23 protein-coding genes and 1 pseudogene are annotated in these 21,595 nt (G+C 62.9%); 8 read left to right on the top strand and 16 right to left on the bottom strand.

The window, feature by feature from the left end; all coding sequences use genetic code 11:
* Nucleotides 1–106 precede the first annotated feature (106 nt).
* The gene (locus tag FHT82_RS29630) at nucleotides 107–1,087 is read right to left on the bottom strand and encodes a zinc ABC transporter substrate-binding protein (protein WP_183736278.1); all 981 of its coding nucleotides are present in this window, start codon (nucleotides 1,085–1,087) and stop codon (nucleotides 107–109) included.
* A gap of 102 nt (nucleotides 1,088–1,189) precedes the next feature.
* Here FHT82_RS29630 and FHT82_RS29625 point away from each other — a divergent pair, with 102 nt between their 5' ends.
* The 3 genes from FHT82_RS29625 to FHT82_RS29615 are packed head-to-tail and all read left to right on the top strand — an operon-like array spanning nucleotide 1,190 to nucleotide 3,388.
* Nucleotides 1,190–2,185: a metal ABC transporter ATP-binding protein gene (locus FHT82_RS29625; RefSeq protein ID WP_183736277.1), complete on the top strand. Its 996-nt coding sequence runs from the start codon at nucleotides 1,190–1,192 to the stop codon at nucleotides 2,183–2,185.
* On the top strand, nucleotides 2,178–2,993 hold the full coding sequence (gene znuB, locus FHT82_RS29620) for a zinc ABC transporter permease subunit ZnuB (protein WP_183736276.1): 816 nt from the start codon (nucleotides 2,178–2,180) through the stop codon (nucleotides 2,991–2,993). The genes FHT82_RS29625 and znuB overlap by 8 nt, the downstream gene beginning before the upstream one ends.
* Nucleotides 2,990–3,388: a Fur family transcriptional regulator gene (locus FHT82_RS29615; protein WP_183736275.1), complete on the top strand. Its 399-nt coding sequence runs from the start codon at nucleotides 2,990–2,992 to the stop codon at nucleotides 3,386–3,388. Before znuB ends, FHT82_RS29615 begins: the two co-directional genes overlap by 4 nt.
* A 43-nt stretch (nucleotides 3,389–3,431) precedes the next feature.
* On the opposite strand, the gene FHT82_RS29610 is transcribed toward FHT82_RS29615, so the two are convergent.
* On the bottom strand, nucleotides 3,432–4,178 hold the full coding sequence (locus tag FHT82_RS29610; protein WP_183736274.1) for an aminoglycoside phosphotransferase family protein: 747 nt from the start codon (nucleotides 4,176–4,178) through the stop codon (nucleotides 3,432–3,434).
* A gap of 201 nt (nucleotides 4,179–4,379) precedes the next feature.
* On the opposite strand from FHT82_RS29610, the gene FHT82_RS29605 reads away from it, so the two are divergent.
* Entirely contained in the window at nucleotides 4,380–5,120 is a 741-nt protein-coding gene (locus FHT82_RS29605; RefSeq protein WP_183736273.1) for a gamma-glutamylcyclotransferase, read from the top strand.
* Between the two features lie 59 nt (nucleotides 5,121–5,179).
* On the opposite strand, the gene FHT82_RS29600 is transcribed toward FHT82_RS29605, so the two are convergent.
* The gene (locus FHT82_RS29600; protein WP_183736272.1) at nucleotides 5,180–6,211 is read right to left on the bottom strand and encodes an aldo/keto reductase; all 1,032 of its coding nucleotides are present in this window, start codon (nucleotides 6,209–6,211) and stop codon (nucleotides 5,180–5,182) included.
* A gap of 172 nt (nucleotides 6,212–6,383) precedes the next feature.
* Between FHT82_RS29600 and FHT82_RS29595 the strand changes: the two genes are divergently transcribed.
* On the top strand, nucleotides 6,384–7,004 hold the full coding sequence (locus FHT82_RS29595) for a TetR/AcrR family transcriptional regulator (protein WP_183736271.1): 621 nt from the start codon (nucleotides 6,384–6,386) through the stop codon (nucleotides 7,002–7,004).
* Between the two features lie 20 nt (nucleotides 7,005–7,024).
* Here the strand turns inward: FHT82_RS29595 and FHT82_RS29590 are convergent, their stop codons facing one another.
* The 3 genes and pseudogenes from FHT82_RS29590 to FHT82_RS29580 form a co-directional block, all read right to left on the bottom strand.
* Complete coding sequence (locus tag FHT82_RS29590; protein ID WP_183736270.1) at nucleotides 7,025–7,990, bottom strand: DMT family transporter; 966 nt, start codon at nucleotides 7,988–7,990, stop codon at nucleotides 7,025–7,027.
* A 103-nt stretch (nucleotides 7,991–8,093) separates the two neighbouring features.
* Complete coding sequence (locus FHT82_RS29585; protein WP_183736269.1) at nucleotides 8,094–9,584, bottom strand: L,D-transpeptidase family protein; 1,491 nt, start codon at nucleotides 9,582–9,584, stop codon at nucleotides 8,094–8,096.
* A 248-nt stretch (nucleotides 9,585–9,832) separates the two neighbouring features.
* A pseudogene (locus FHT82_RS29580) lies at nucleotides 9,833–10,482 on the bottom strand (dihydrofolate reductase family protein).
* A 208-nt stretch (nucleotides 10,483–10,690) separates the two neighbouring features.
* Between FHT82_RS29580 and FHT82_RS29575 the strand changes: the two are divergent.
* Nucleotides 10,691–11,449 (top strand): prolyl oligopeptidase family serine peptidase, encoded by a 759-nt coding sequence (locus FHT82_RS29575; protein WP_183736268.1) that lies wholly within the window; start codon nucleotides 10,691–10,693, stop codon nucleotides 11,447–11,449.
* Between the two features lie 16 nt (nucleotides 11,450–11,465).
* On the opposite strand, the gene FHT82_RS29570 is transcribed toward FHT82_RS29575, so the two are convergent.
* The 5 genes from FHT82_RS29570 to FHT82_RS29550 all read right to left on the bottom strand — a co-directional run bounded on the left by FHT82_RS29570 (nucleotide 11,466) and on the right by FHT82_RS29550 (nucleotide 16,894).
* Nucleotides 11,466–12,947: an MDR family MFS transporter gene (locus FHT82_RS29570; RefSeq protein ID WP_183736267.1), complete on the bottom strand. Its 1,482-nt coding sequence runs from the start codon at nucleotides 12,945–12,947 to the stop codon at nucleotides 11,466–11,468.
* 245 nt (nucleotides 12,948–13,192) lie between these two features.
* On the bottom strand, nucleotides 13,193–14,383 hold the full coding sequence (locus FHT82_RS29565; RefSeq protein ID WP_183736266.1) for a helix-turn-helix domain-containing protein: 1,191 nt from the start codon (nucleotides 14,381–14,383) through the stop codon (nucleotides 13,193–13,195).
* A 167-nt stretch (nucleotides 14,384–14,550) separates the two neighbouring features.
* Complete coding sequence (locus FHT82_RS29560) at nucleotides 14,551–15,687, bottom strand: hypothetical protein (protein ID WP_183736265.1); 1,137 nt, start codon at nucleotides 15,685–15,687, stop codon at nucleotides 14,551–14,553.
* Nucleotides 15,688–15,799: 112 nt separating this feature from the next.
* Nucleotides 15,800–16,063: a DUF982 domain-containing protein gene (locus FHT82_RS29555; protein WP_183736264.1), complete on the bottom strand. Its 264-nt coding sequence runs from the start codon at nucleotides 16,061–16,063 to the stop codon at nucleotides 15,800–15,802.
* Nucleotides 16,064–16,693: 630 nt separating this feature from the next.
* Nucleotides 16,694–16,894, bottom strand: a complete 201-nt coding sequence (locus FHT82_RS29550) for a hypothetical protein (RefSeq protein ID WP_183736263.1) — start codon at nucleotides 16,892–16,894, stop codon at nucleotides 16,694–16,696.
* Nucleotides 16,895–17,084: 190 nt separating this feature from the next.
* On the opposite strand from FHT82_RS29550, the gene FHT82_RS29545 reads away from it, so the two are divergent.
* A complete protein-coding gene (locus FHT82_RS29545; protein ID WP_246698262.1) occupies nucleotides 17,085–17,315 on the top strand; it encodes a hypothetical protein in 231 nt (76 codons plus the stop codon).
* Nucleotides 17,316–17,450: 135 nt separating this feature from the next.
* The gene (locus FHT82_RS29540; protein WP_007817645.1) at nucleotides 17,451–17,681 is read left to right on the top strand and encodes a hypothetical protein; all 231 of its coding nucleotides are present in this window, start codon (nucleotides 17,451–17,453) and stop codon (nucleotides 17,679–17,681) included.
* A 253-nt stretch (nucleotides 17,682–17,934) separates the two neighbouring features.
* On the opposite strand, the gene FHT82_RS29535 is transcribed toward FHT82_RS29540, so the two are convergent.
* The 5 genes from FHT82_RS29535 to FHT82_RS29515 form a co-directional block, all read right to left on the bottom strand.
* Nucleotides 17,935–18,570 carry a DUF1109 domain-containing protein gene (locus FHT82_RS29535; RefSeq protein ID WP_183736262.1) on the bottom strand — a complete coding sequence of 212 codons (636 nt, stop codon included), beginning with the start codon at nucleotides 18,568–18,570 and terminating at the stop codon, nucleotides 17,935–17,937.
* Entirely contained in the window at nucleotides 18,557–19,123 is a 567-nt protein-coding gene (locus FHT82_RS29530) for a sigma-70 family RNA polymerase sigma factor (protein WP_183736261.1), read from the bottom strand. The genes FHT82_RS29535 and FHT82_RS29530 overlap by 14 nt, the downstream gene beginning before the upstream one ends.
* A 205-nt stretch (nucleotides 19,124–19,328) precedes the next feature.
* The gene (locus FHT82_RS29525) at nucleotides 19,329–19,868 is read right to left on the bottom strand and encodes a DoxX family protein (protein WP_183736260.1); all 540 of its coding nucleotides are present in this window, start codon (nucleotides 19,866–19,868) and stop codon (nucleotides 19,329–19,331) included.
* Complete coding sequence (locus tag FHT82_RS29520; RefSeq protein WP_183736259.1) at nucleotides 19,861–20,664, bottom strand: DNA-binding domain-containing protein; 804 nt, start codon at nucleotides 20,662–20,664, stop codon at nucleotides 19,861–19,863. Before FHT82_RS29520 ends, FHT82_RS29525 begins: the two co-directional genes overlap by 8 nt.
* Nucleotides 20,651–21,571 (bottom strand): DUF692 domain-containing protein, encoded by a 921-nt coding sequence (locus FHT82_RS29515; RefSeq protein ID WP_183736258.1) that lies wholly within the window; start codon nucleotides 21,569–21,571, stop codon nucleotides 20,651–20,653. Before FHT82_RS29515 ends, FHT82_RS29520 begins: the two co-directional genes overlap by 14 nt.
* Nucleotides 21,572–21,595 lie beyond the last annotated feature (24 nt).

The following is a 21,595-nucleotide window of genomic DNA, read 5'->3' as shown; positions in this document are numbered from 1 at the left end:
TTCTTTCGCCGCAGCGCTCGCGGGGCGGGCTGCAAGTCCGAAGGGAAGCGTTGAGACGCTCCCTTCCTGATAGAGCGGCGCATATTCCTGTCGAGGATCGTTCGGATTATGCGCTGGCGAGGCAATTCCTCATGCTGTCGGCAATGCCGCGCATGAGGGTGAAATAAAGCTCCGGGCCGGCGGGCAGGGTGGCGGCTTCGGGGTCCAGCACGCCCGACTTCGCCTTTGTGCCTTCGATGACGACATTGACGAGGCGCGGCTCGAATTGCGGCTCTGCGAAGACGCAGGTTGCGCCGAGGTCGCCCACCTTCTTGTGGATCTCTGAGACACGCTCGGCGCCCGGAATGGTCTCGGGACTGACGGTAATCGAGCCGGCGACGCGGATATGGTAGCGATGTTCGAAGTACTGGTAAGCATCGTGGAAGACGATGAAGGGCTTGTCCTTCACCGGTGACACGGTGGCGGCAATTTCCTTGTCCAGCGCATCGAGCTTGTCATCCAGCGACTTGGCATTGGCCTCATAGGTCAGCGCATTGGCCGGATCGGCGGCGACCAGCGTGGTGGTGATCTCGGCGGCCATGGCTTTGGCATTGACAGGGTCGAGCCAGAGATGGGTGTCGAAGGCGCCGTGCCCATGGTCATGGTCGCCTTCGGCCTCTTCATGAGCATGGTCGTGACCGGCCTCGGCGCTTTCATGTTCGTCGCCATCGTCGTGGGCCTCGAACGCCCCGCCTTCGCGGAAGGGCAGCTTCACCAGACCCGGCGCGTCGTCGAGCTGGGCGACGATCGCGTCGGAACCCAGCGATTGCAGCGGCTTTTCGAGGAAGGCTTCGAGGCCGGGGCCGACCCAGAAGATCACCTTGGCATCCTGCAAAGCGCGGGCATTGGAAGGTTTGAGATTATAGGTATGCGGGGAGGCCGCGCCATCGACGATGAGCTCCGGCTTGCCGACACCTTGCATGATGGCCGAAACCAGCGAATGGACCGGCTTGATCGAGGTGACGACCACAGGGGCATCGGCGGCCTGGAGGGACCCGGCGAAAAGGAAGGCCGGGATTGCGAGGGTAAGGCCCATCGCCAGTTTCATCAGCATGCTCCGCTTGAATTGCAATTGTTATGTTATTACATCAATTGCGTTATGCTATAACGTGTGCAATAGCAGGACGCAACAGCACTTTCGGAAAATTTGATGCTTTCTCCCGCAAATAGCCCCGCCGGCAGCAGGGCCGAACCGCTGGTTTCACTCGACAATGTCGGCATTAGCCGCGGCGGCCGCTGGCTGGTGCGCGGTGTGGATTTCTCCGTTTCGCGCGGCGAGATCGTCACGCTGATCGGCCCGAACGGCTCCGGCAAATCGACGAGCGCCAAGGCGGCGATCGGCGTGCTGAAGCCGGACGAGGGCAGGGTGAGCCGCATCGCTGGCCTCAAGGTCGGCTATGTGCCGCAGAAGCTTGCGATCGACTGGACGCTGCCGCTTTCCGTACGCCGTCTGATGACGCTGACCGGGCCGCTGCCCGAGGCCGATATCATGGCCGCTCTCGAAGCAGCGGGCATGGTGCATATGCTGGATGCGCAGGTGCAGCATCTCTCCGGCGGCGAATTCCAGCGGGCGCTGATGGCGCGCGCCATTGCCCGCAAGCCGGATCTTCTGGTTCTCGACGAGCCGGTGCAGGGTGTGGATTTTGCCGGCGAGATCGCGCTCTACGATCTCATCAAATCGATCCGCAATACGACCGGCTGCGGCATCCTCTTGATCTCGCACGACCTGCACGTCGTCATGGCGGAGACGGATACCGTCATCTGCCTCAACGGCCATGTCTGCTGCCGCGGCACGCCGCAGACGGTGAGCCAGAGCCCGGAATATGTGCGCCTCTTCGGCAGCCGCGCAGCGCAGACGCTTGCCGTCTACAGCCACCATCACGATCATACGCATCTGCCCGACGGACGCGTGCTGCATGAAGACGGCTCGGTGACGGATCATTGCTATCCCGAGGATGGGCATCATCATGATCACGGGCATGATCATGCGCATTCGCACGATCACGCGGACGCTCATGCCCATGCGCACGCTGACGGGGATGATGCCCACGGGCATGCGCATGCGGAGGCTCACGCCCACGCACATACGCATTTCCAGAGCGGGGCGCAGAGCGTGACCAACAACGGGGAGAACCGTCATGCTTGACGATTTCTTCGTGCGCGCCATTCTCGCCGGTGTCGGCCTGGCGCTGACGACCGGGCCGCTCGGCTGTTTCATCATCTGGCGTCGCATGGCCTATTTCGGCGATACGATCGCCCATTCGGCGCTGCTCGGTGTAGCGCTCTCGCTGCTCTTCGATTTCAACCTGACGCTTGCCGTCTTCGTCGTTGCCGCTGCCGTCTCGATCCTGCTGCTCTTCCTGCAGAAGCGTCAGGCGCTGTCGGCCGATGCGCTGCTCGGCATCCTCTCGCATGCGACGCTCGCCATCGGCCTCGTCATGGTCGCCTTCATGAGCTGGGTGCGCATCGATCTCATCGCCTTTCTGTTTGGCGATATTCTGGCGGTTTCCACCACTGACATCGCGCTGATCTGGGGCGGCGGTATCTTCGTACTGGCGGCGATCGCCTGGCTGTGGCGGCCGCTGCTCGCAGCCACCGTCAATCCGGAACTTGCCGAGGCCGAGGGCCTGCAGCCGGAGCGGGCGCGGCTGTTCTTCATGCTGCTGATGGCCGTCGTCATCGCCATCGCCATGAAGATCGTCGGCATCATGCTGATCACGTCGCTGCTGATCATTCCGGCGGCGACCGCCCGGCGCTTCTCTTCGACGCCGGAACTGATGGCCGTGCTTGCCTCGCTGATCGGCGCGGTTGCCGTTGTCGGCGGGCTTTTCGGCTCGCTGACCTATGACACGCCATCCGGCCCGTCGATCGTCGTCGCGGCCCTCATTCTCTTCATTCTGAGCCTGCTTCCCGCCTGGCGCGGGCGCAGGGACCTGCAAGGACAAGGCTCATGAACGCACCTCAGCTCACCCGCAATCAGGCGCTCGTTTTCGACGTGCTCGAAAAGGCCGAGGGACCGCTCAGCGCCTATACGATCCTCGACAAGCTGCGCGACCAGGGTTTTCGCGCGCCGCTGCAGGTCTACCGGGCGCTGGAAAAGCTGCTCGAATATGGCGTCGTGCACCGGCTCGAAAGCATCAATTCCTTCGTCGCCTGCGCCCATCCAGGCGAGGACTGCCACAGCCATGGCATCGTTGCCTTCGCGATCTGCGAAAGCTGCGGACAGGTGATCGAGTTCCACGACCACGAGGTGGATCACCGCCTGATGAGCTGGGTGCGCAGCCAGAAATTCAAGCCGGCGAAGACGACGATCGAAATCCGTGGCACCTGCGAGGCTTGTGCTGCCTGATTTGCCTGCAGCAGCGCCAGCCTTCCGTCAGGGCGCGCCCTGCCTATACGCCGGCAGGCGCCAGTGCTGCCAGGTGCAGAAGGTCCTCGTTCTCCTCAGCCACATCCTCGGCAAGGCGGGCGGCTGCGACCACAGGGAGCCAGGCAAAGACCTCGTCCGGGGTCAAATCGTCCGCCTTCGCATAGGTGACGACATAGGCCTCGGCGATTGCCGGAAGCGAGCGGCGCATCAGGAGGTAGGTGCGGCAGACATCGGCGGCCGGATTGCCGCTGCAGGCATCCAGCCAGTCGACGATCATCACGTCTTCACCGGAGCCCAGGATATTCCAGGGGTGGAAGTCGCCGTGGCAGACATTGTCGCCATCGGGCAGGGCGGCAAGTGTCAGAAGCAGCCGGTCGCGCAGGTCCGGGGTGAGTCGTTCGGCGCGCTCGATATTGGCCGACAGTCTTGATTTCAATGAGGGAAGGCCGGTGCCGGGCTCTCGGTGCAGGCGCTGATGGAGTGCTGCCATCTCCCTGATGGCCGACAGCGGTGGTTCCGGCATCATCTCATCGGCAAGGCTCGTGCCGGTCGCCCGATCCATGAGCAGGCCCCATCGGCCGTGATAATCGCCGACGACATGGATTCTGGGCGCGGGCAGGGAGAGCCGCTCGACGATCGCCAGATTGGCGGCCTCGCGGAAGGCCGGGGCCTTCGGGCGGCCGGGCCTGTAGAGCTTCAGCGCCAGCGTGCCATGTTCATAGACTTCCGCTTCCTTGCCGGCGCCGAGCAGACGGCCGATTTCGCTCATGTCGGGCTCCCGTTCATTGTGTGCCTTCCAGAGCGATGTGGTGCTGATCTTTGTGGCGGGAAGGGGGAGGCACGAGCATCGATTGTTGCGGCTGCGGAGACACTGTGTCTGTGCCGGCAGGCTTTATCCCGCGCGCCAGGCGTGGATGATGGCCGCGAAACAGGGCCATGCTGATATCAACGGCCTGTCATTGAGGGTGTCATGACGATCAACAACAAACACTCGGAAGCGGTCGCCTGTTGCGGCGAAGAAATCCTGTCGCGCGAGCTGCTGCTCAGCGGCACTTTCGCTGACCTGATTGCCGGGGAGGCGCCGTCGCTCAAACTTCTCAGCGACGAGGAGCGGCATGCATCTCTCGCATCGATACTTGCGGAGCGGCCGACGGGCGATGTCTGGATTTTCGCCTATGGTTCGTTGATCTGGAATCCGATCATTCTCAGCGTCGAAAGCCGGAAAGCCCGTGTCGAAGGCTGGCGCCGGTCCTTTTGCCTCGCCACCGTTTCCGGGCGGGGTTCGCCCGACAATCCAGGTCTCGTGCTCGGCCTTGATGCGGGCGGGGCCTGCGATGGGGTCGCCCTGCGCCTGGATGAAGCGGATCTTCTGCACGAACTCGAGTTGTTGTGGCGACGGGAGATGGTGGCCGAGGCCTATATTCCCCGCTGGGTCGACTTGCTCGATGAAGAGGGTACCCGCTTTGGAAGCGGCATTGCTTTCACCATGAACCCGCTTGCAAATACATATGCGGGCGGGCTTTCCCGGGAGGCGACCATTCAACGGCTTGCCACGGCTTCGGGCAGTATCGGCAGTTCGGCCGATTATCTGTTTCGCACGCGTGAAGGCTTGAGGGCGCTCGATATGTGGGACGAGTTTCTGGAGGAGCTCGCCATCGAGGTGGAGGAGGCGCAACGCAGGCTGTCGCAGTTACCTTCCGAGGCGGTTTGATCCGCCGTTGTGCTGAAGGCTCCGCGGGAATAGCGGAGCCATCAGACCTGTTTTACCGATCAGCCGGCGGCGCGTTCGGCGGGCGGACGGCGCCGCAGGCTCGCGGTCTGGATCGCCGGGGTCTTATAGTTGGCTTCCAGCGGGCCGGTTTCGGTGCCCGGTGGTACGATGGCGTCGATGGCATCGAGCAGCTCGTCGCTCAGACGCACCTGCGCGCCGGCCAGGAGATCATTGAGCTGTTCCATGGTGCGCGGCCCGAGGATCGCCGACGTAACGCCCGGATGGGCGATGACGAAGGCAAGCGCCATGTGAGTGAGCGAGATGCCGGCACTTTCCGCGAGCGGAATGAGCTGCTCGACGGCATCGAGGCTGTTTTCATTCGACATTTGCTTGGGGAAATAAGCAACGCGGGTGCTGTCGGGCTGAGCTGCACCCCGGCGGTAGCGGCCGGTCAGCATGCCCATGGCGAGCGGGCTCCAGACGAGGGCGCCCATGCCGTAGCGTTCGAGCGTCGGCAGGACCTCGCGTTCGATGCCGCGATGCAGGATCGAATAGGGCGGCTGCTCGGTGCGGAAGCGGGCCAGCCCCCGCTTTTCGGCCACCCATTGCGCCTCGATGATATCGGAGGCGGGGAAGGTGGAGGAGCCGATGGCCCGGATCTTGCCTGCGCGCATCAGATCCGTGAGGGCCGAGAGCGTTTCTTCGATATCGGTGTCGGGGGCGGGGCGGTGCATCTGGAAGAGGTCGATATAATCGGTCTGCAGGCGGCGCAGCGAATCTTCCACCGCGCGATAGATCCAGCGGCGCGAACTGCCCTGCTGGTTCGGATCCTGGCCCATCGGGATGAAGCATTTGGTGGCGAGCACGACATTGTCGCGCCGGCCCTTCAGGGCTTTGCCGACGATCTCCTCGGATTCGCCGTGGCTGTACATATCGGCGGTGTCGATGAAGTTGATGCCGGTATCGAGCGCCTTGTGGATGATGCGGATGGAATCGTCATGATCGGCATTGCCGATCGCGCCGAACATCATGGCGCCAAGGCAATAGGGGCTGACCTTGATGCCGGTGCGGCCAAGGGGACGGTATTGCATCTTCGTTTCCTTTGAATCTTGAGCTGCCCGTAAGGGCAGGTTTTGAATCTGGCAAAAGCCCCGACGGCGGGCCTTGCATCTGGCAAAGCCGCGCCGAACAGGGTATAAAGGCGCATCCGGAACGCGGTTCCGTTTATACGGAACAATGTTCCGCTTTGCAAGAGGTGTTGATATGACCAGCGGGACGGACAGTCCGGGCGAGGCGCGTGAGACTGATAGCGGCCATGACAGGCCTGTGCGCGCGGATGCGCGGCGCAACCTGGATCTGCTGCTGAAAGCCGCCTTGGATGTATTTGCCACCTCCGGCGTCGATGCGCCGGTGCGCGAGATCGCGGAAAAGGCCGGCGTTGGCGTCGGCACGGTCTACCGCCATTTTCCGCAGCGCTCGGACCTCATCAAGGCGGTCGTGCGCAACGAGATGGATGCCTGCGCCGATGCTGCCATAACACTCGCCGCCGAAAATGAGCCGGGCGAGGCGCTGTCGCGCTGGATGCAGCGCTTTGCCGATTTCATCATGGCCAAGCGCGGCCTTGCCGCAGCTTTGCATTCCGGCGACCCGGCCTATCAGGCGCTGCCGGCCTATTTCGACGAGCGCATGATCCCGGCTTTGCAGGGACTGCTGGATAGAGCCGTTGCGGTGGGCGCGGCACGCGGCGATGTGGAAGCGAGCGAGCTCCTGCGCGCCGGCGCGCAGCTTTCCAATCTCGGGCAGGGCGATGACCCGGCGGCGACGCGGCGGATGATTGCGCTGCTGGTGGACGGACTGCGCTATGGGGCGGGTGTGAAGAGCTGAGGGTTCTGCACGCGCCGCCTTCAGGCGGCTGCGGCCTTTGCCTTCGGTTTCAGCAAAATGATCAGCAGCAATCCGGCGATGATGAGGGCGGCACCTTCGAGATGATAGGTCTGCAGTTTCTCGCCGAGGATGAAATAGGCGAGCACGGCGATGAAGATCGTCTGGATGTAGAGGAGCACGCCGGCGCGCGCAGCCCCCAGCGCCTCGATGCTTCGGTTGAAGAGATAATACATGAGCGCGCCGCCGGGGATCGCGACATAGGCGAGTGCGATGAGGCCGCTCGTATTCAGCGTCGTGCGTTCGTCGACGGCGAGTTCGTAGAGGTAGAAGGGCAGGGCTGTCAGCGCGGCGGCACCGAGCAGCAGGACGAGCAGCGCGAGCCGGTTCAAGTCGAATTTCGCGCGGCGCAGCAGTACCGTGTAGAGGCTGAAGCAGAAGGCGCCGGCGACGATCCAGAGTTCGCTCGGATTGAAGTCGAGGCGCAGAAGTGCTGCCGGGCTGCCCTTGACGATGATGATGAGGATGCCGAGGAAGGCGAGGATGGAGCCGGCCACCTGCCAGCTTCCCATCGGCTCTGCCAGCATCAGGCGGGCGAGGATCATGGTGATGATCGGGATCAGCGCGATGATGATGCCGGCGGTGGTGGCATCGGCATGTTGAAGGCCGACGAAGATCAGGCCCTGACAGATGGCCAGTCCCATGCCGCCGATGAAAAGCAGCTCCAGGCCGCGTGCCCGCACCAGTGCGAGCATCGCGGAAAAATGGTGGCGCACGATCGGCAGCATGATCGCGAAGGCGATGAGCACGCGCCAGAAGCAGAGCGCCCAGGGCGGCATTTCGGCGGAGACCCATTTGGCTGCGATGTAGACGCCGGCTGACAAAAGCCAGCAGAGGACGCCTACGGAATAGGCTCCCGCAAGCGAACCGCCTGCCGCCTGTTCCGTCCCGACAGTATCACGATGGACTGCCAAGACATGTATCGCCATCGGCTAGTTATGCCACAGTTGTCGGGCGCCGCACAGGTGGGGGTGTGGCTTTGCCGTCTCTGCACAGGCGGACGGTTGGCTCAGGCCTTGATCGTTCCTCTGTCTATGACTGCGCGCGGCTCGCGGTCGTGGCCGAAATCGCCGACAAGGTCTGTGCGTCGCGGCCGTAGATATCGTCGAAATAGTGGATGACGCCATCGTCGGTCGGCCATGCAGTGAAATAGGAGACGTAGACCGGAACCTGTTCCGGAACCGGCATGTCCTTCTTGGCACCATCCGCGATCTGCTGATCGACGAACTCGACCGAGGTCTTCAGGACGGCGGCTGCCATCGCCTTGGGGTTTTCCAGGCGCACGCATCCGTGGCTGAACATGCGGTCCTGCGAGGCGAATTTGCCGCGGGCAGGGGTGTCGTGCATGTAGATGTCGTGCGAATTGGGGAAGAGGATCTTCAGCTGTCCCAACGCATTGTCCGCTCCGGGCGGCTGGACGACGCCGATATTTTCGAGCGGCTGCGACCAGTCGACCTTGGCCGAGGGCATCGTCTTGCCCTTGACCGAGACGACATAGCCTTCCTTGTCCAGATAGGCGGGGTCGCGCTTCAGGTGCGGCAGCATCTCGTTGCGGATGATTGATTGCGGCACGCCCCAGTCGGGATTGAATTCGACCGTCTTGATCGAGGCATCGAAGAAATTCGTCTGGTGGTCCTGCTGGCCGATCACAGCCTTCATCGAGAGCGTTAGCGTACCGTTTTCATAATAATAGGCCATGTAGGCCGGCTGGTTGATGAACACGTATCGCTCGGGGAATTCCTGTGGCAGCCAGCGCATTTCCTCCATCGCCACGATCACCTTGTTGATGTTGGCGGCAGCATCGCCGCCCTGGCCTGAGGTGCGGAGATAATGCAGCTCGGCGGCGAGCTGGGCGAATTTCGGGTTGCTCGGTAGCAGGCGGTCGAAGACCACCATCAGATCAGGCGTGGCCGAGAGCTCAGCGATCGTGCCCTTCAGATCGACAGGCTTGCGCTTGAAATCATAATAATTCGACAGCTTGTTGGGATCGATGCGACCCCGGAAATTGTCCTGAAGGAACATCAGCATCTTGGCCGAGAGGGAGACTTCGAACTCGGCCAGCGCCTTTGCGCGGTCGCCCGCTCCCTGGGGAAGGGCAACGGCATAGTCGCCGGCATTCAATCCCCAGTCGTCAGCCTGTTTCAGAAGGCTGAGCGCCTGTGCGGCCTTGGGCGTCGGCCCCCTGCCGTCGACCCAGATGAGCTTTGCCTTCGGCTGGGCGTAATAGGCTTCGATCGCCTCGGCGATGTCGTTATTCATCGAAACCGTCAGGCCGCCCATTTCGTTCAGCACCTTGGCCTGATTGCCGCTGACTGAATCAAAGAGCGCTGACAGTGATGCACCCGTATCCTGCCGGACGATATGGGCGGGGCGGCGGGCCGGAACCGTATAGGCGGGCTTCGGGCTGGCCTGCGTGACCGGCGGCGCAGGCTGCGGCTCGGCGCGCACGGCAATTGCACTTCCCGAGAGCACCAGAAGGCCGGCGAGCGGTGCGATCCAGCGGGAAGATGTTCTCAGCGGCATTCTTATGTCCTTGAAATCCGATAAAATACTGTCACGCGCGGCGTTGGTCCGTGTGGGGCGAAGCCCGACTAGAACGCCAACATTCGGGCAGAAGATGGGCATTGAGCGTTTCCGGCAAGCCCATGGGTGACAGAAGTTGTTGGAACGAAATCACTTTTTCGACAGCGCGGAGCTTTCTAGTGCTGTCATTTCGATGGCTGCGGGATCGGGGTAGCCTGATCCCGCAGCCGCGACCGAGAAAGTACCGGCTACTGCCAGTTCCTGCGGCGTTCGAGCTCGGCCTCGGACGGTTGATCGGATGCGAACGAGCCCGCCCGGACTTCGCCGTTGCGCTCATAGGTCGCGACGATGACGCCGGTGCCCGATACCGCCGATCTCGTGAGCTTGAGGGCGCCGGGCATCGCGCCGCCCTCGAACAGTCGTTTGCCTTTGCCCAGGATCAGCGGGAAGGTCAGCACGGTCATTTCGTCGATCAGGTCGTTGGCAAGCAGCGTCTGGATGAGATTGCCCGATCCCTGGATGAGCAGGTCCGGCCCGTTCTCCTGTTTGATCTTGCGCAATGCCGCGACGATGTCGGGTCCCAGCGATTGCGAATTCTGCCAGGTGAGGGTTTCAGGCCGGTGCGTCGCGACATATTTCGTGGCGGGATTGAAGGCCTTGGCGATGTCGTCGTCCTGATAAGGCCAGTGGGCGGCGAAGATGTCGTAGGTTCGGCGGCCGAGCAGCAGCGCAAAGGGCTTTGCGAAGAGCTCGCCCATCACGGCTCCCATCGTATCGTCCGCGTAGGGAAATACCCAGCCACCGAATTTGAAACCGTTGACGGGTCCTCGTCAGGGCCGCCGGGCGCCTGCATGACGCCGTCGAGGCTGACGAATGTGGAGGCGATGATCTTTCTCATGGGTGTCTCTCCTGTTGGTGATCCGCGCCATCAGGGGCCGGATCTCGGCCTTAGGACGAAACATGCGATGGCATGCCGACAAATCCCATCGAAATTTACGGGAGACTTGCCGGCCTGCGCGTGCGAATTTCGCCGGGCTGAGGAGCAGAAGGCAGCTGCCTGGGCGGCGAGGCCTGCTTCCGTGCAGGATGCGAGGGTGAGGGTGAACATGCCTAATGTGACACGACATCTCATCGATAGGGGTGACGGGGCGCGTGTCGAGATTTTTCAGGCCCAGCCTGAGAGCAAAACACCCGAGGGAGCCATCCTGTTCGTCCACGGCAATCAGGGCGGCCGTCTCATTGGCGCGAAAGAGGCCGTCGATACGGGCGCGCTGCTTCGGTTCTGTTCCGGTTTGAATATCACCGCGGCGGCTGTCTCGCAGCCGGGCTTCGGGGCTTCGGATGGACCGGCGGATTTCTGCGGCCCGGATACCCAGCGGGCGATCATGGCCGCACTCTCCTTCCTGCGGCAGCAGCCTTGCGTCGATCCTGATCGTATCGTTCTCTATGGCAACAGTCGGGGGGCGGTTGCATCGGCGATGGTCGCAGCCCAGGTTCCCGATCTCAAAGCCGTCATTCTGCGCAGCGGCGTCTACGATCTCAAGGCGGCCTATGAGAGCAGTTCGAAAGGGCTGCGCTGGGTAATCGAGCAGGAGGCTGGCCTCACGAGCGGCGCCTTTCTGGCCCGCTCGGCCCTGCATCACGCGCAGAAAATCCGGGCGGAAACCCTGTTGCTGCACGGAAGGCTCGATGAGCGGGCTCCCATCGCCCAGGCCGAACGGTTCTCGAATGCCCTGTCGGATGCAGGCGTGCCGGTCATGCTCCACGTCTTCGAATGCGGGCATGACATTCCCCGGGAATATGCGCAGGTAGCGCAGCGCTCCTTTCTGCAAAGGATGTTCGATCCCGTCGTGACATACCATTGAGCCGGCGTGATGGGCCTCAATGGCCCATCGACTGACCCTCGGGCTGAGCGGGCGGGCGTCTGACGTAGAAAGACGCCACGACGGCTGCGAGCGAAATCAGCGCGCCGACGAAGAAGGCGGACTGCATGCCGCCGACGGTAGCCGTTGCGGCATCTGCTTCCCCTTGAGTCAGGATGCCGGCGCGCCAAGTCATGATGGCGACGTAAAGCGTTGTGCCGGCGGCGCCGGCGACCTGCTGGGTGGTGCCGATGATGGCGCTGCCGTGCGAATAGAGTTTCGGCGGCAGGGAGCCGAGGCTGACGGTGAAGAGCGGTGTGAACATCAGGGCAAGGCCGATGCTCATCACGATGTGCAAGCCGAGCACAACCCAGATCGGGGTCGTGACGGTGAGAAAGGTTAGGCCCCACATGACGGAGCTGAACAGGAGTGCGCCGGGGATGACGAGGCGGGCAGGGCCGTAGCGGTCGAACAGCCTGCCGACGAAGGGGGCACAGAGGCCCATGATCAGGCCGCCGGGCAGGAGGAGCAGGCCGGCCGTCAGGGTCGTCTGGCCGAGCACGGACAAGAGGTAGATCGGGATCAGGATGAAGACGCCGAACATCGACATCATCAGGATCGCCATCATGCCGGCGGCGATGGTGAAGGTCTTCGTCTGCAGAGTGCGCAGGTCGAGCAGCGCCCGCTCGTGCTTCTGGAGATGGATCTGCCGCCAGACGAAAACGGCGATGACGGCAGCACCCGCGGCGAGCATGACACGGGGATCGAGCGGCGTCGTGCCGGCTTCGGGCGCGCCGAGCTCGCTGATGCCGAAGACGAAGCTGCCGAAGCCGATGGCCGACAGCACGACCGAGATGACATCGAGCGGCGCCTTTGACGGCACGGTGACGTTCTCGATTTTCGAGGCGCCCAGCGCAAGGGCTGCGAGCGCGATCGGCAGCACCAGCAGGAAGAGCCAGCGCCAGTCGAGCGAGGAGAGGATAAGGCCGGAGATCGTCGGGCCGATGGCAGGTGCGACCGAGATGACGATGGAGATATTGCCCATCGTCTTGCCGCGCGAATGCGGCGGTACGAGGTTCATGATCGTCGTCATCAGGAGCGGCATCATGATCGCCGTGCCGGAGGCCTGAACGATGCGGCCGACGACCAGCATGGGAAAGCCGGGTGCGAGGGCGCAGACCAGCGTGCCGGCGGAAAAGAGCGACATGGCGAGGATGAAGACCGGCCGCGTGTTCAGCCGCTGCAGGAGAAAGCCGGTCACGGGAATGACGGTGGCCATGGTCAGCATGAAGGCCGAAGTCAGCCATTGGGCGGAGCTTGCGGGGATCTTCAGATCGGCCATCAGGTGCGGGATCGCGACACCCATGATGGTCTCGTTGAGGATGACCACGAAGGCGGAGACGAGCAGCAGGCCGATCACCAGCCTGTTGCGGGCGCTATGGTCTTCGACCGGCAGTTCGGCCTGTTCTTCGATCTCTGAAAGCAGGGGTTCGCTGGTCATGGTGTTCCTGTATCCATATCTGAAAGAAAGGGTGCTGCCTTAAGACGAAAGTGCCGGGCTGATTGCGACACGGGTATGCTTATTTCCTATGTCTTTATGCAATCGGTCGGATGCAAGGCGAAATTTTACGGGAATGCTGATTCGGGTTGCTTCGTTTTGCCGTGGGATACCCCCCTCTGCCCTGTGTCCAGCCGATAGATGGGTAACAGATTGAACCGGATAGATGGGTTACAGTTTTCCCCCCTTTAACCAGTGTCCGCCCCTGCGCCGGCTGGCCGGGGTTGCAGGGCGCTGGGGCGGACAAGCTGCTTGCTCTTCCTGTCGATGATGCCGAGCGGATGGGCATAAAAGCGCAGCGTCCAGGCTCCGGCTTGGCTCTCCTCGATCGCCACGGCTTCGCCGGCCAGCGCCGCAGCGACATAGACGAGGCCGCCGCTCCATTTGATCTCGCCATTGGAGCGCACCCGGCGCACCGCCGCCTCGGCCGGATAGTCCGGTTCAGGCAGGCGGTCGGGCAGGCGCCGCGGTGACGGCCGGTAGTGATCGGCAGGCACATCCATGGCGAGCGCCTCGTGCGGACGCTCGGCGTTGTAATTCTGGCGAAACGCGTCAAAGGCAGCCTGCTGCGCGCCATGGTCGGCCTCCGGCGCCTTGGCCAGCGGCAGCATCGTCAGATGGAAGCGTTCGTGGCGGCCGTTCTGCTGCGGCTTGCCCGGCTGGATGCGCTCCAGGCCGATGCCGAGCTTGATGAAGCGCACGGCAAGCGTCGTCAGCCCGGTGACGCCGACCGCCGCGAAGGGCGAACCGTTGTCGCTGCGAAAGCGCTCCGGCAGGCCATGCTCGGCAAACAGCCGCTCGAACACCGGCCAGGCCTCGCCTTCGGCCGGCCGCGCGCAGGCTTCCAGCGCCAGCAGAAAGCGGCTCGCCGTATCCATCACCGTCAGCGGCTCGCAGCCCCGCCCGTCGCCGGTCCGGAACCACCCCTTGTAATCGGCGCTCCACACCGCATTGGGTCCGCTGGCCGGCGCGAGCGGGCCGCAACCAGCCGCCCGCCAGCGATGCCGCCGGCGCCCGACCAGCCCGTGCCGCTTCAGGATCTCGCCCACCGTCGAGGCCGCCGGCCAGCAAAGCTGCGGCGCCGCCCGCTTCAGCCGCGCCAGCACCTTCTTCGGCCCCCACTGCGGGTGCGCCTCCTTCTCCGCCACAATCCGCGCCACCAGCTCCGCCGCCGTCGCCCGCCCATGCGCAAGCGGCGCCCGCGGCAGGTCGACAAGCCCCGCAGGCCCGAGCGCCCGATACCGCTCCAACCACTTGTAGCCCGTCTTGCGCGATATCCCATAGGCCGCGCACAGCTCCGTCATCGTCTCCTCGCCCGCAAGACACTCTCCAACAAAGCGCAACCGCTCGTCCATGATGCCAGTCTCTCTCCAAACCATCGCCGGGTCCTCCCGGCGCTCAGAGAACTGTCACCTATCTAAACGGTCCGTTCTGTTACCTATCTATCCGGGTCGGACACCTGCCGGACATCTCCCTCCTTGTGGGGGAGATGTCCGGCAGGACAGAGGGGGTATCCCACGGCAAAACCCAAAAGAGGCAACCTACCTCACCGCACCGCGGGCAATCCCCATTCGTCCAGCGAAAAGGCTTCGGCTGGCAAGCGCATCTCCGAGAGAGCGACGGCGCGACGGCGGAATGATGTGGCGGTGTAGGGGAGGGCCAAATTCATTCCGCTGATATCCAGCTTGAGCGGCAGCCCGTCGCGTGTGAGGCACTCCCTGTTTCCGGCGTCCTGAACTCCCGGCATCAGATCAAACCATTCGCAGCTCTCGCCGAGGACGGCTTCGGCCTTGCCGAGCGAGATCTTTCCGGTTGTCTCATCGAATTTGAAAGAGGCAGAGCCATCGTCTGTCGGACGCGCGGCCGTGAGCCTGCGATGGCCGCCTGCCTGCCGGTAGGAGATGCCCTGCGCTTCGAGCCTGTTCCAGATCTTGATGCTGACGGAGCCGCCTCCGTCCCGCTGTTCCCGGTAGTGCCAGGGATAATGCCGCAACAAGCGGATCGTCGAGCCGCTGACGGTCTCCAGCGTAATGTCGAAATCGGGCTGGGAAGGATCGGCATTATGGCTGCGGATCGGTCTGAGCCAGAATTCCGCTGTCAGGATTTCCGATGGCGGGTCAATCTCCGCGGGGGCGATGGCGCGGCGGTCGAGGCTGGTGAGGCGGGTGTGATAGATCGGCACGTCATTGGGAGCGAGCAGCCTTGTTTCGATGACGATGCCGTCGTCGGTGACGCAAGTCTGCTCTCGTGCGATGAATGTCCCGGGCGAGGGCGATTTGCTCGCCGTTTCGCGCCATCTGCAGCGTTCCCCGGCAACGGTAGAAACCTCTGCGAGTGGCTGGGGCGTTTCTGTTTTCGCGGCGTCCGGTTTTCGATCGCGAAGGAGAAGTTCCAGGAACGTGATCTGACCATCCGCCTGCCTGCTCCAGCGCAGAACGGGATCGTTGCTGGCCGGTCCGAAGCCGATGCTTTTCGTGCCGTCGCGCAGGGTCTCGCTCAGAAACATGCCGTCGTGATGGGTAATGGTGACGGTCGGATCGACCGGCTTGCCGTTCTTGTCGAGCGCCTGCGTGACGGCCACGTAGTCCGGCTGGACGGGGGAGGCATCGAGATTCGACTGCGCAACTGCGGCCGCGGCGAAGGCGATGCAGGCGATTGTGCCTGTTATTGCTGCTGTCTTCATTGCCTCTCGGATGTCAGAGCCGGCGCGCGTCATCGCGCCGCCGCCAGCAGATGACGGTTTTACCGAGAAAATCAATGCAGTCTATGGCTTTGGCCTCAATGGACGCCCCCCATCAATGAACGATGGTCAGCGCGGCAATGCCTGCCTCGTCGGCGGCGCGCAAAAATGCCTCCCGGAATTGCTCAGGAGCGACTTCTCCACAGATGGCGTCGATGCAGGCTTTGACGGCGATCATATATTCCTCGCCATCATCGAAAGGCCAGTCCCGGATCAGGAGATATGCGGCATCGCCGAGCGTACGCACGACGGTGTGCGTCTCCCGACCGCGCAAAACCAGCCCGACCGGCGCAAATGCCGATGACGTGTTCCAGCTCATTGTCCTCGACCCCTCAAGGCACGGAGATTGAGACCCTCAAACACACTATACGCGTGAATTATGAAATTCGGAATTGCGGAATGCGTGAATCTCGAGCGCGTGACATGTCTGCCACGTTAAAAAGAAAGGGCGCTCTACGACCTCATGTCGGAGCGCCCTGTGGCTGCGTCGGCGTCAGTTGCGGCGGAGGCCGACGGCAGGTGCGATTAGAAGACCGCATTTGGAACGAAATGGCAACGGCTGACGCCAAACTGCGCCTCAAGGCGACCTTCGATCCACAATGTTTCCACAGCTTATCCACAGGTGCGGTTCTATCTCCTCCCAACGCTTTCAACGACATGCGCCTGAAAGCGATCGGGCTCCTCCAGATGGGTGATGTGACCGGCCGATGACACCGGGAATATCTTCCAGACCAGCTGCCCCAAAGGCCACAATACCGGGGTATCGTGGCCCTCCCTCCTTGAGCGCTGGGCGGCGGACGCTCGGAGGTGGGAGGCGGCAGGCGTGCATGAGGGCCTGCCGCCTTCATCGCCACAATGCTGCGCCCTCGCAAACAAAAAGGACCCGCTCACTTGGGAGCGGGCCTCAGGGGTGCCCGGAGTCGGACGGGCATCTGGAAAAAGCGTTCGATCAGATATTGGCCGCAGCATAAACACTCCAGCTGTCCGGCATCTTCGACGCCGCAAAGGTGCCGTCGCTTGCGGAACGGGCGTGCCGACGGGCGGCAGCGTCGAGAAGCGCCTCAAAAGACGCCAGGCTGATCCTGTCGGCGCGAAGCATCTGGCGGATCATCGGGTCTCTCAGCATTTCCGATGGTGTCATCTCGTGCATGGTTATCCTCCCGTGACTGGTTTCCGATGCTTGCTGCATCTTAGACCCGTATTGCTATCAATGCATGTCGCGGCGATGGCGAAAAGACGGTAAATGAGGTTCATTCGGGTTAGCTCCAATGTGGGATTGGTCTGCCATTTTATCGAATGCTACCGTAGCGGCCGAGGTAACCGCAGTGGAGGAGGGCCACATGGAAGCCACGCAATGGGAAACCATGCATGTGGAAGCCAGGCATGACGACGCAAGGATGTTCGACGAGATCGTGATGGGTCTTGCCGCGCTCGGGGCCAAGATCGGCGAGATCAATGCCCGGCCCATGCCTTTCCTGGATCTCAACTATGCCGAGGCCGAACTGAAGGCCAGGCCGGCAAAGGTCCGCAAGCGGTTCGACAGGGTGAGAGCGACGAAACTGAGTGCCTAAGATCAGGCTTGGCAACGCAATTTTGACCATGTGCGTATTTTCCTGACGCTCGCTCACATTTTGTCGATTGCATGTGGATCGGAAAGCCGCTCTTCTTGTCATCCGCATCCCTAATTTAGAGATATCCTGACCATCATGAACCGCTACGATATCGAGCGCCGCAACGACGACGACTGGACTGTCATCGACCGGCTGACCGGCGCACCCGTGCCGCATCTGCCGGAAAAACTCGGAAGCAGGCTCGAAGCCCAGGCACTTGCCGATTTTCGCAACCGGCTGGCCATCCCGCAACAGGAGCGCATTCGCTCCCGCCTCGATACGCTGCGGCTCGCCTGGCAGGCGCTGACGGGAAAGCGGACGCGATAACAGCCGATGCGGTTACCGGGGCACAAAGAGGCCCGCCGAAGCGGGCCGAATTATTGGGAAATAACAGGCTGGATCGCACGACGCGCCGTGTGGTGCATGATTTTGTTGAGGGAAGCGCACCGTACGCTCCGCATGTCAGACTGAGATCGGGGCCGAAAGTTCCCGGCGGCCGATGCGTATTTTCGCTGCTGTCCCGCCTGATCGGCCGATGTCGATATCGACGGCTGGCGCGTCCTGAAGGAAGCCGCCGCCGTCACCAGCGGAGGATTTTTCGGCCCAGGAGGAATCCGGCTGCGGTCGCGACCAATATGCCAATCGAATACCATGCCGCCAGAAACAGCGGGCTGTCGTCGGGGCAATGCCAGGCGTAGATGGCGGCTGCGATGCCGCCGGCAGCAAGGCCTGCGACGGCGCCGGCCGTGCCCGGATTTTCCGGGGCGCCTTGCCGGACCGAGTAGAGGATGGCGGCTAGCGGAGCGATTGACAGCGTCGGCACGAAGAACAGGCAGAAGGCGGGGAACCGGCCCTCCATGCTGCTTGCCCAGGCCGTCTGCGGCACGACGAAGAGCTCGGTGACGATGCCGATGATGAGAACGGCAAGCGGCAGGACGAGCATCAGGGCGGCAGATTGCAGCGAGACGCCTGGCTTGCCGATGCGGAAGGCGAGGCGGGTGGCGGTGACGGCGAGCAGCAGGGTGAAGCCGAGCTTGAAGAGGACGCGCGGCGTCTCGATCATATCCGCCATATTCCTACGGATACCGAGGGTCGAGAGCAGCAGCGCGGCTGATATCACCACGCCGATGGCCAGCGCGATCAGGAAGACACGGCCGAAGCGGATGCGAACGCGTGCATCCTTTGCCAGCAGGTTGATCAGGTCATTCGTTTTCACGCGTATTGCTCCGATAGAGGGCCGCCAATCCCTTGAGCGCCCTGTGCAACGCCACCCGCACGGCGCCTTCCGTCATCTGTAGTCTCTCGGCCGTTTCGCGGATGCCGGCGCCGGCGAGCGAGATGGACCGGACGATTTCCCGCTGCGGGTCGCGCAGGCCTTCCAGCATGCGGTCGACATCGACGCGATCGGCGCCATCCTCGTGGTGGTCGGCTTCCAGCGTCTCCATCACATCCTCGATCGGCACGCTGACATGGCGGCCGCGGCGGCGCAGGCTGTCGATCAGCTTGTTGCGCACGATGGTCGACAGCCACGGACCGATCGGCCGGGAGATATCCCAGGTCCCGCGCTTCAGGTGAACCGCCAGCAGAACTTCCTGCACCACGTCCTCAACCTCGCTCGGCGGGGCACCGAACTGGTCGCAGCGCCTGCGCGCAATCGACCGGAGATAGGGTGTCACGGCCTTCAGGAAACGGTCATAGGCCTTGATATCGCCGGCGATTGCCGCGCGCATCCAGGCCGCCCATTCCTCTTCACGGGCCGAATGTTTCATCCGCCACTATCCTCTACGCACGGGTCCACGTGTTTGTTACCGTCATCCTGAGAAATTTGATGACGCGGCACGTGAGGCAAGGCCGGCGCCTATTGAGCGCATCGGCGGGCAAACGGCAAGAGTAGTGCGGCAACAAAGCGCAAAAGCCGCCCGGCGCGATAAGGGGCCGGGCGGTGAGCTTACGCTGCTATCGTCTTCGGGCGGTCTAGTTCTTGGCAGTGCCTGAGATCCGCGCAATCAGATGGTCGAGCGACAGGCGGCCCGGCCCGTAGCGCATGATGGCGAGCGCCATCGCCGCCCAGGTAATGTGGATGGGCCAGCCATCGGGAACGGTAAGCTCCACCACCAGCGTCATGAAGAGCAGGCCGAGGCCGGCAAAGCGGGTGGCGAGGCCGAACACTAAAAGCGTTGGGAAGATGATCTCGCCGCAGCCTGACAGGAAGGCCATGACGGCGGGCGCGGGGAAGGGATAAGGGCCGCCTGGCAGATGCAGCATGAATTCCTGCGTGAAGAGATCGATCGCCGTATCGTTCAGCTGCAGGAAGCCATCCCATTTCAGGATGCCGGAGCGCCAGAAGGGGACGGCGAGCGCCACACGGAGGACAGCCTGGACGAGATCGGGTTGGGCGACGGTGCGGACAAGTCCGTCAGCCGTCGCCACCAGCCTCGCGAGCGGGGAGAGAGAGCCGTTGCGAGGTTCGTTGTGGGGCCTATTGTGAGGCCGGGAGTGAAGCATATCAGACATTGGAAATCTCCAGTTCGATAGCGGAAAAGGCGCCTGATGCGATCATCTCGCCGATGGCGGCGGAGAGATCGAAGGCGGGATGAGCGTCGAGGCCGGCTGTGACCGCGGCGGCGAGGCATTCGCCCGATAGAAGGACGTTGAAGAAAGCCGCACCGCCTGGCGGCAGGAGGCGCACGGTGACCTCGTCGTCGAGACGGGTGATCAGCCCGTCTTCGGGGTGATCGTCGACGCGGCTGACCGGACCTGAGCCACGGTTCATGGCGAAGATGGTGACGGCCGGATGGGCCGATGAAATCACCCGCGTTGCCGGATGCGGCTGGAAGGTCACGTCATCAAGTTCTTCCGGCGGTATGGCGGCGAGCGCTTCGGCCCTGAGCGCCGGCGCATCGGCGGCGTGATAGGCGTCCAGCCAGGCACGCTCGATACGCGCCACATCCGAGAGCCAGGGCATATGCTGAGCATATTCGTAACGATCGATGAAATCGGCGAAGTCGCGGCCGTATTCGAAGAGGAGCGGCGAGGCGGGCGGCGTTTCGCGCACATGGAAGCGGGCCATGGCGCGGAAGAAATCCGTGCCCGTAATGCGCTCGACCGCCGGGAAGATCGAGGCGAGCGCAGCAATCAGGCTGACGGTCACATTGTTGCGGTAGACATTGTAGCGCTTCTCCGCCCGCTTGCCGCGCGGGCCGGTCACCAGATCAGGGGCGGGGGCATCGGGGGAGAGCAGCGCGGCTGAGAATTGGCCGGCGAAGTCAGGTGCCGCCCGCCGCATCGGCAGAATGTCAGCCGAGCGCATGGGAGGCCTCTCTTGCATGCCGGTCGAGGATCGCCTGCGCGGCCAGCGCCTCGGCACGCAGCACCGGCCAGTCGGGGATCTTGCTGTCCCATTCGATCAGGGTCGGGATCGGCCCGCATCTGGCAATGACGATCTCGTAGAGCTGCCAGACGGCATCGGCCACCGGCCCGTCATGGCTGTCGATCAAAAGCAGCTCACCTTCGTCATCCTCCTGTTCGGCATGGCCGGCGAGGTGGATCTCGCCGACTTTCGCCAGCGGAAAATCGCGCAGATATTCCAGCGCCGAGAAACCGTGATTGGTAGCGGAGACGAAGACGTTGTTTATGTCGAGCAGCAGGCTGCAGCCGGTGCGCTTTGAAATCTCGCGGATGAAATCCGTTTCGCCCATGGAGGATTCCGAAAACAGCACATAGGTGGACGGATTTTCGAGAAGGATCGGGCGGCCGATGGCATTCTGCATCTGGTCGACATGGTCGCAGACATGCGTCAGCGTCGCGCTGGTATAGGGCAGCGGCAGGAGATCGTTCAGATAGGTATCGACATGCGTCGACCAGGCGAGATGTTCCGATACCAGCGCCGGCTCGTAGCGGTCGACGAGGTTCTTGAAACGCTGGAGATGCTCGCGGTCGAGCGGCTGCGGGCCGCCGAGCGACATGCAGACGCCATGGAGCGAAATCGGGTGGTCGCGGCGTAGGCGTTCAAGCGCGCGATGCGGCGGGCCGCCGGCGCCCATATAGTTTTCGGCATGGACTTCGAAGAAACCCTGCGGGCCTGATACGGCCGCAATCGCTGCCAGATGCTCGGGCTTGAAACTGGTGCCGGCCAGGCCGGTCACCTGATATGTCGGAAAGCGGAGGGTGCTTTCCGTCTCCATGGGAAGATTGGTCGCCCTATCGACGTTTGCCATTTTCGCCTCCGCTTTCCTTGATCG

It is taken from the genome of Rhizobium sp. BK275 (assembly GCF_014193555.1).
In the GTDB taxonomy this organism is placed as follows: Bacteria; Pseudomonadota; Alphaproteobacteria; order Rhizobiales; family Rhizobiaceae; genus Rhizobium.
The sequence above is the reverse complement of the archived record's forward strand: the minus strand, read 5'-3'. Positions and strand labels throughout refer to the sequence as shown.

Bases quoted from the DNA above. Each gene is read 5' to 3' on its own strand.
- FHT82_RS29630 (WP_183736278.1), bottom strand. From the start codon at position 1,087: ATGAAACTGGCGATGGGCCTTACCCTCGCAATCCCGGCCTTCCTTTTC.
- FHT82_RS29625 (WP_183736277.1), top strand. From the start codon at position 1,190: ATGCTTTCTCCCGCAAATAGCCCCGCCGGCAGCAGGGCCGAACCGCTG.
- znuB (WP_183736276.1), top strand. From the start codon at position 2,178: ATGCTTGACGATTTCTTCGTGCGCGCCATTCTCGCCGGTGTCGGCCTG.
- FHT82_RS29615 (WP_183736275.1), top strand. From the start codon at position 2,990: ATGAACGCACCTCAGCTCACCCGCAATCAGGCGCTCGTTTTCGACGTG.
- FHT82_RS29610 (WP_183736274.1), bottom strand. From the start codon at position 4,178: ATGAGCGAAATCGGCCGTCTGCTCGGCGCCGGCAAGGAAGCGGAAGTC.
- FHT82_RS29605 (WP_183736273.1), top strand. From the start codon at position 4,380: ATGACGATCAACAACAAACACTCGGAAGCGGTCGCCTGTTGCGGCGAA.
- FHT82_RS29600 (WP_183736272.1), bottom strand. From the start codon at position 6,211: ATGCAATACCGTCCCCTTGGCCGCACCGGCATCAAGGTCAGCCCCTAT.
- FHT82_RS29595 (WP_183736271.1), top strand. From the start codon at position 6,384: ATGACCAGCGGGACGGACAGTCCGGGCGAGGCGCGTGAGACTGATAGC.
- FHT82_RS29590 (WP_183736270.1), bottom strand. From the start codon at position 7,990: ATGGCGATACATGTCTTGGCAGTCCATCGTGATACTGTCGGGACGGAA.
- FHT82_RS29585 (WP_183736269.1), bottom strand. From the start codon at position 9,584: ATGCCGCTGAGAACATCTTCCCGCTGGATCGCACCGCTCGCCGGCCTT.
- FHT82_RS29575 (WP_183736268.1), top strand. From the start codon at position 10,691: ATGCCTAATGTGACACGACATCTCATCGATAGGGGTGACGGGGCGCGT.
- FHT82_RS29570 (WP_183736267.1), bottom strand. From the start codon at position 12,947: ATGACCAGCGAACCCCTGCTTTCAGAGATCGAAGAACAGGCCGAACTG.
- FHT82_RS29565 (WP_183736266.1), bottom strand. From the start codon at position 14,383: ATGGTTTGGAGAGAGACTGGCATCATGGACGAGCGGTTGCGCTTTGTT.
- FHT82_RS29560 (WP_183736265.1), bottom strand. From the start codon at position 15,687: ATGAAGACAGCAGCAATAACAGGCACAATCGCCTGCATCGCCTTCGCC.
- FHT82_RS29555 (WP_183736264.1), bottom strand. From the start codon at position 16,063: ATGAGCTGGAACACGTCATCGGCATTTGCGCCGGTCGGGCTGGTTTTG.
- FHT82_RS29550 (WP_183736263.1), bottom strand. From the start codon at position 16,894: ATGCACGAGATGACACCATCGGAAATGCTGAGAGACCCGATGATCCGC.
- FHT82_RS29545 (WP_246698262.1), top strand. From the start codon at position 17,085: ATGGAAGCCACGCAATGGGAAACCATGCATGTGGAAGCCAGGCATGAC.
- FHT82_RS29540 (WP_007817645.1), top strand. From the start codon at position 17,451: ATGAACCGCTACGATATCGAGCGCCGCAACGACGACGACTGGACTGTC.
- FHT82_RS29530 (WP_183736261.1), bottom strand. From the start codon at position 19,123: ATGAAACATTCGGCCCGTGAAGAGGAATGGGCGGCCTGGATGCGCGCG.
- FHT82_RS29525 (WP_183736260.1), bottom strand. From the start codon at position 19,868: ATGTCTGATATGCTTCACTCCCGGCCTCACAATAGGCCCCACAACGAA.
- FHT82_RS29520 (WP_183736259.1), bottom strand. From the start codon at position 20,664: ATGCGCTCGGCTGACATTCTGCCGATGCGGCGGGCGGCACCTGACTTC.
- FHT82_RS29515 (WP_183736258.1), bottom strand. From the start codon at position 21,571: ATGGCAAACGTCGATAGGGCGACCAATCTTCCCATGGAGACGGAAAGC.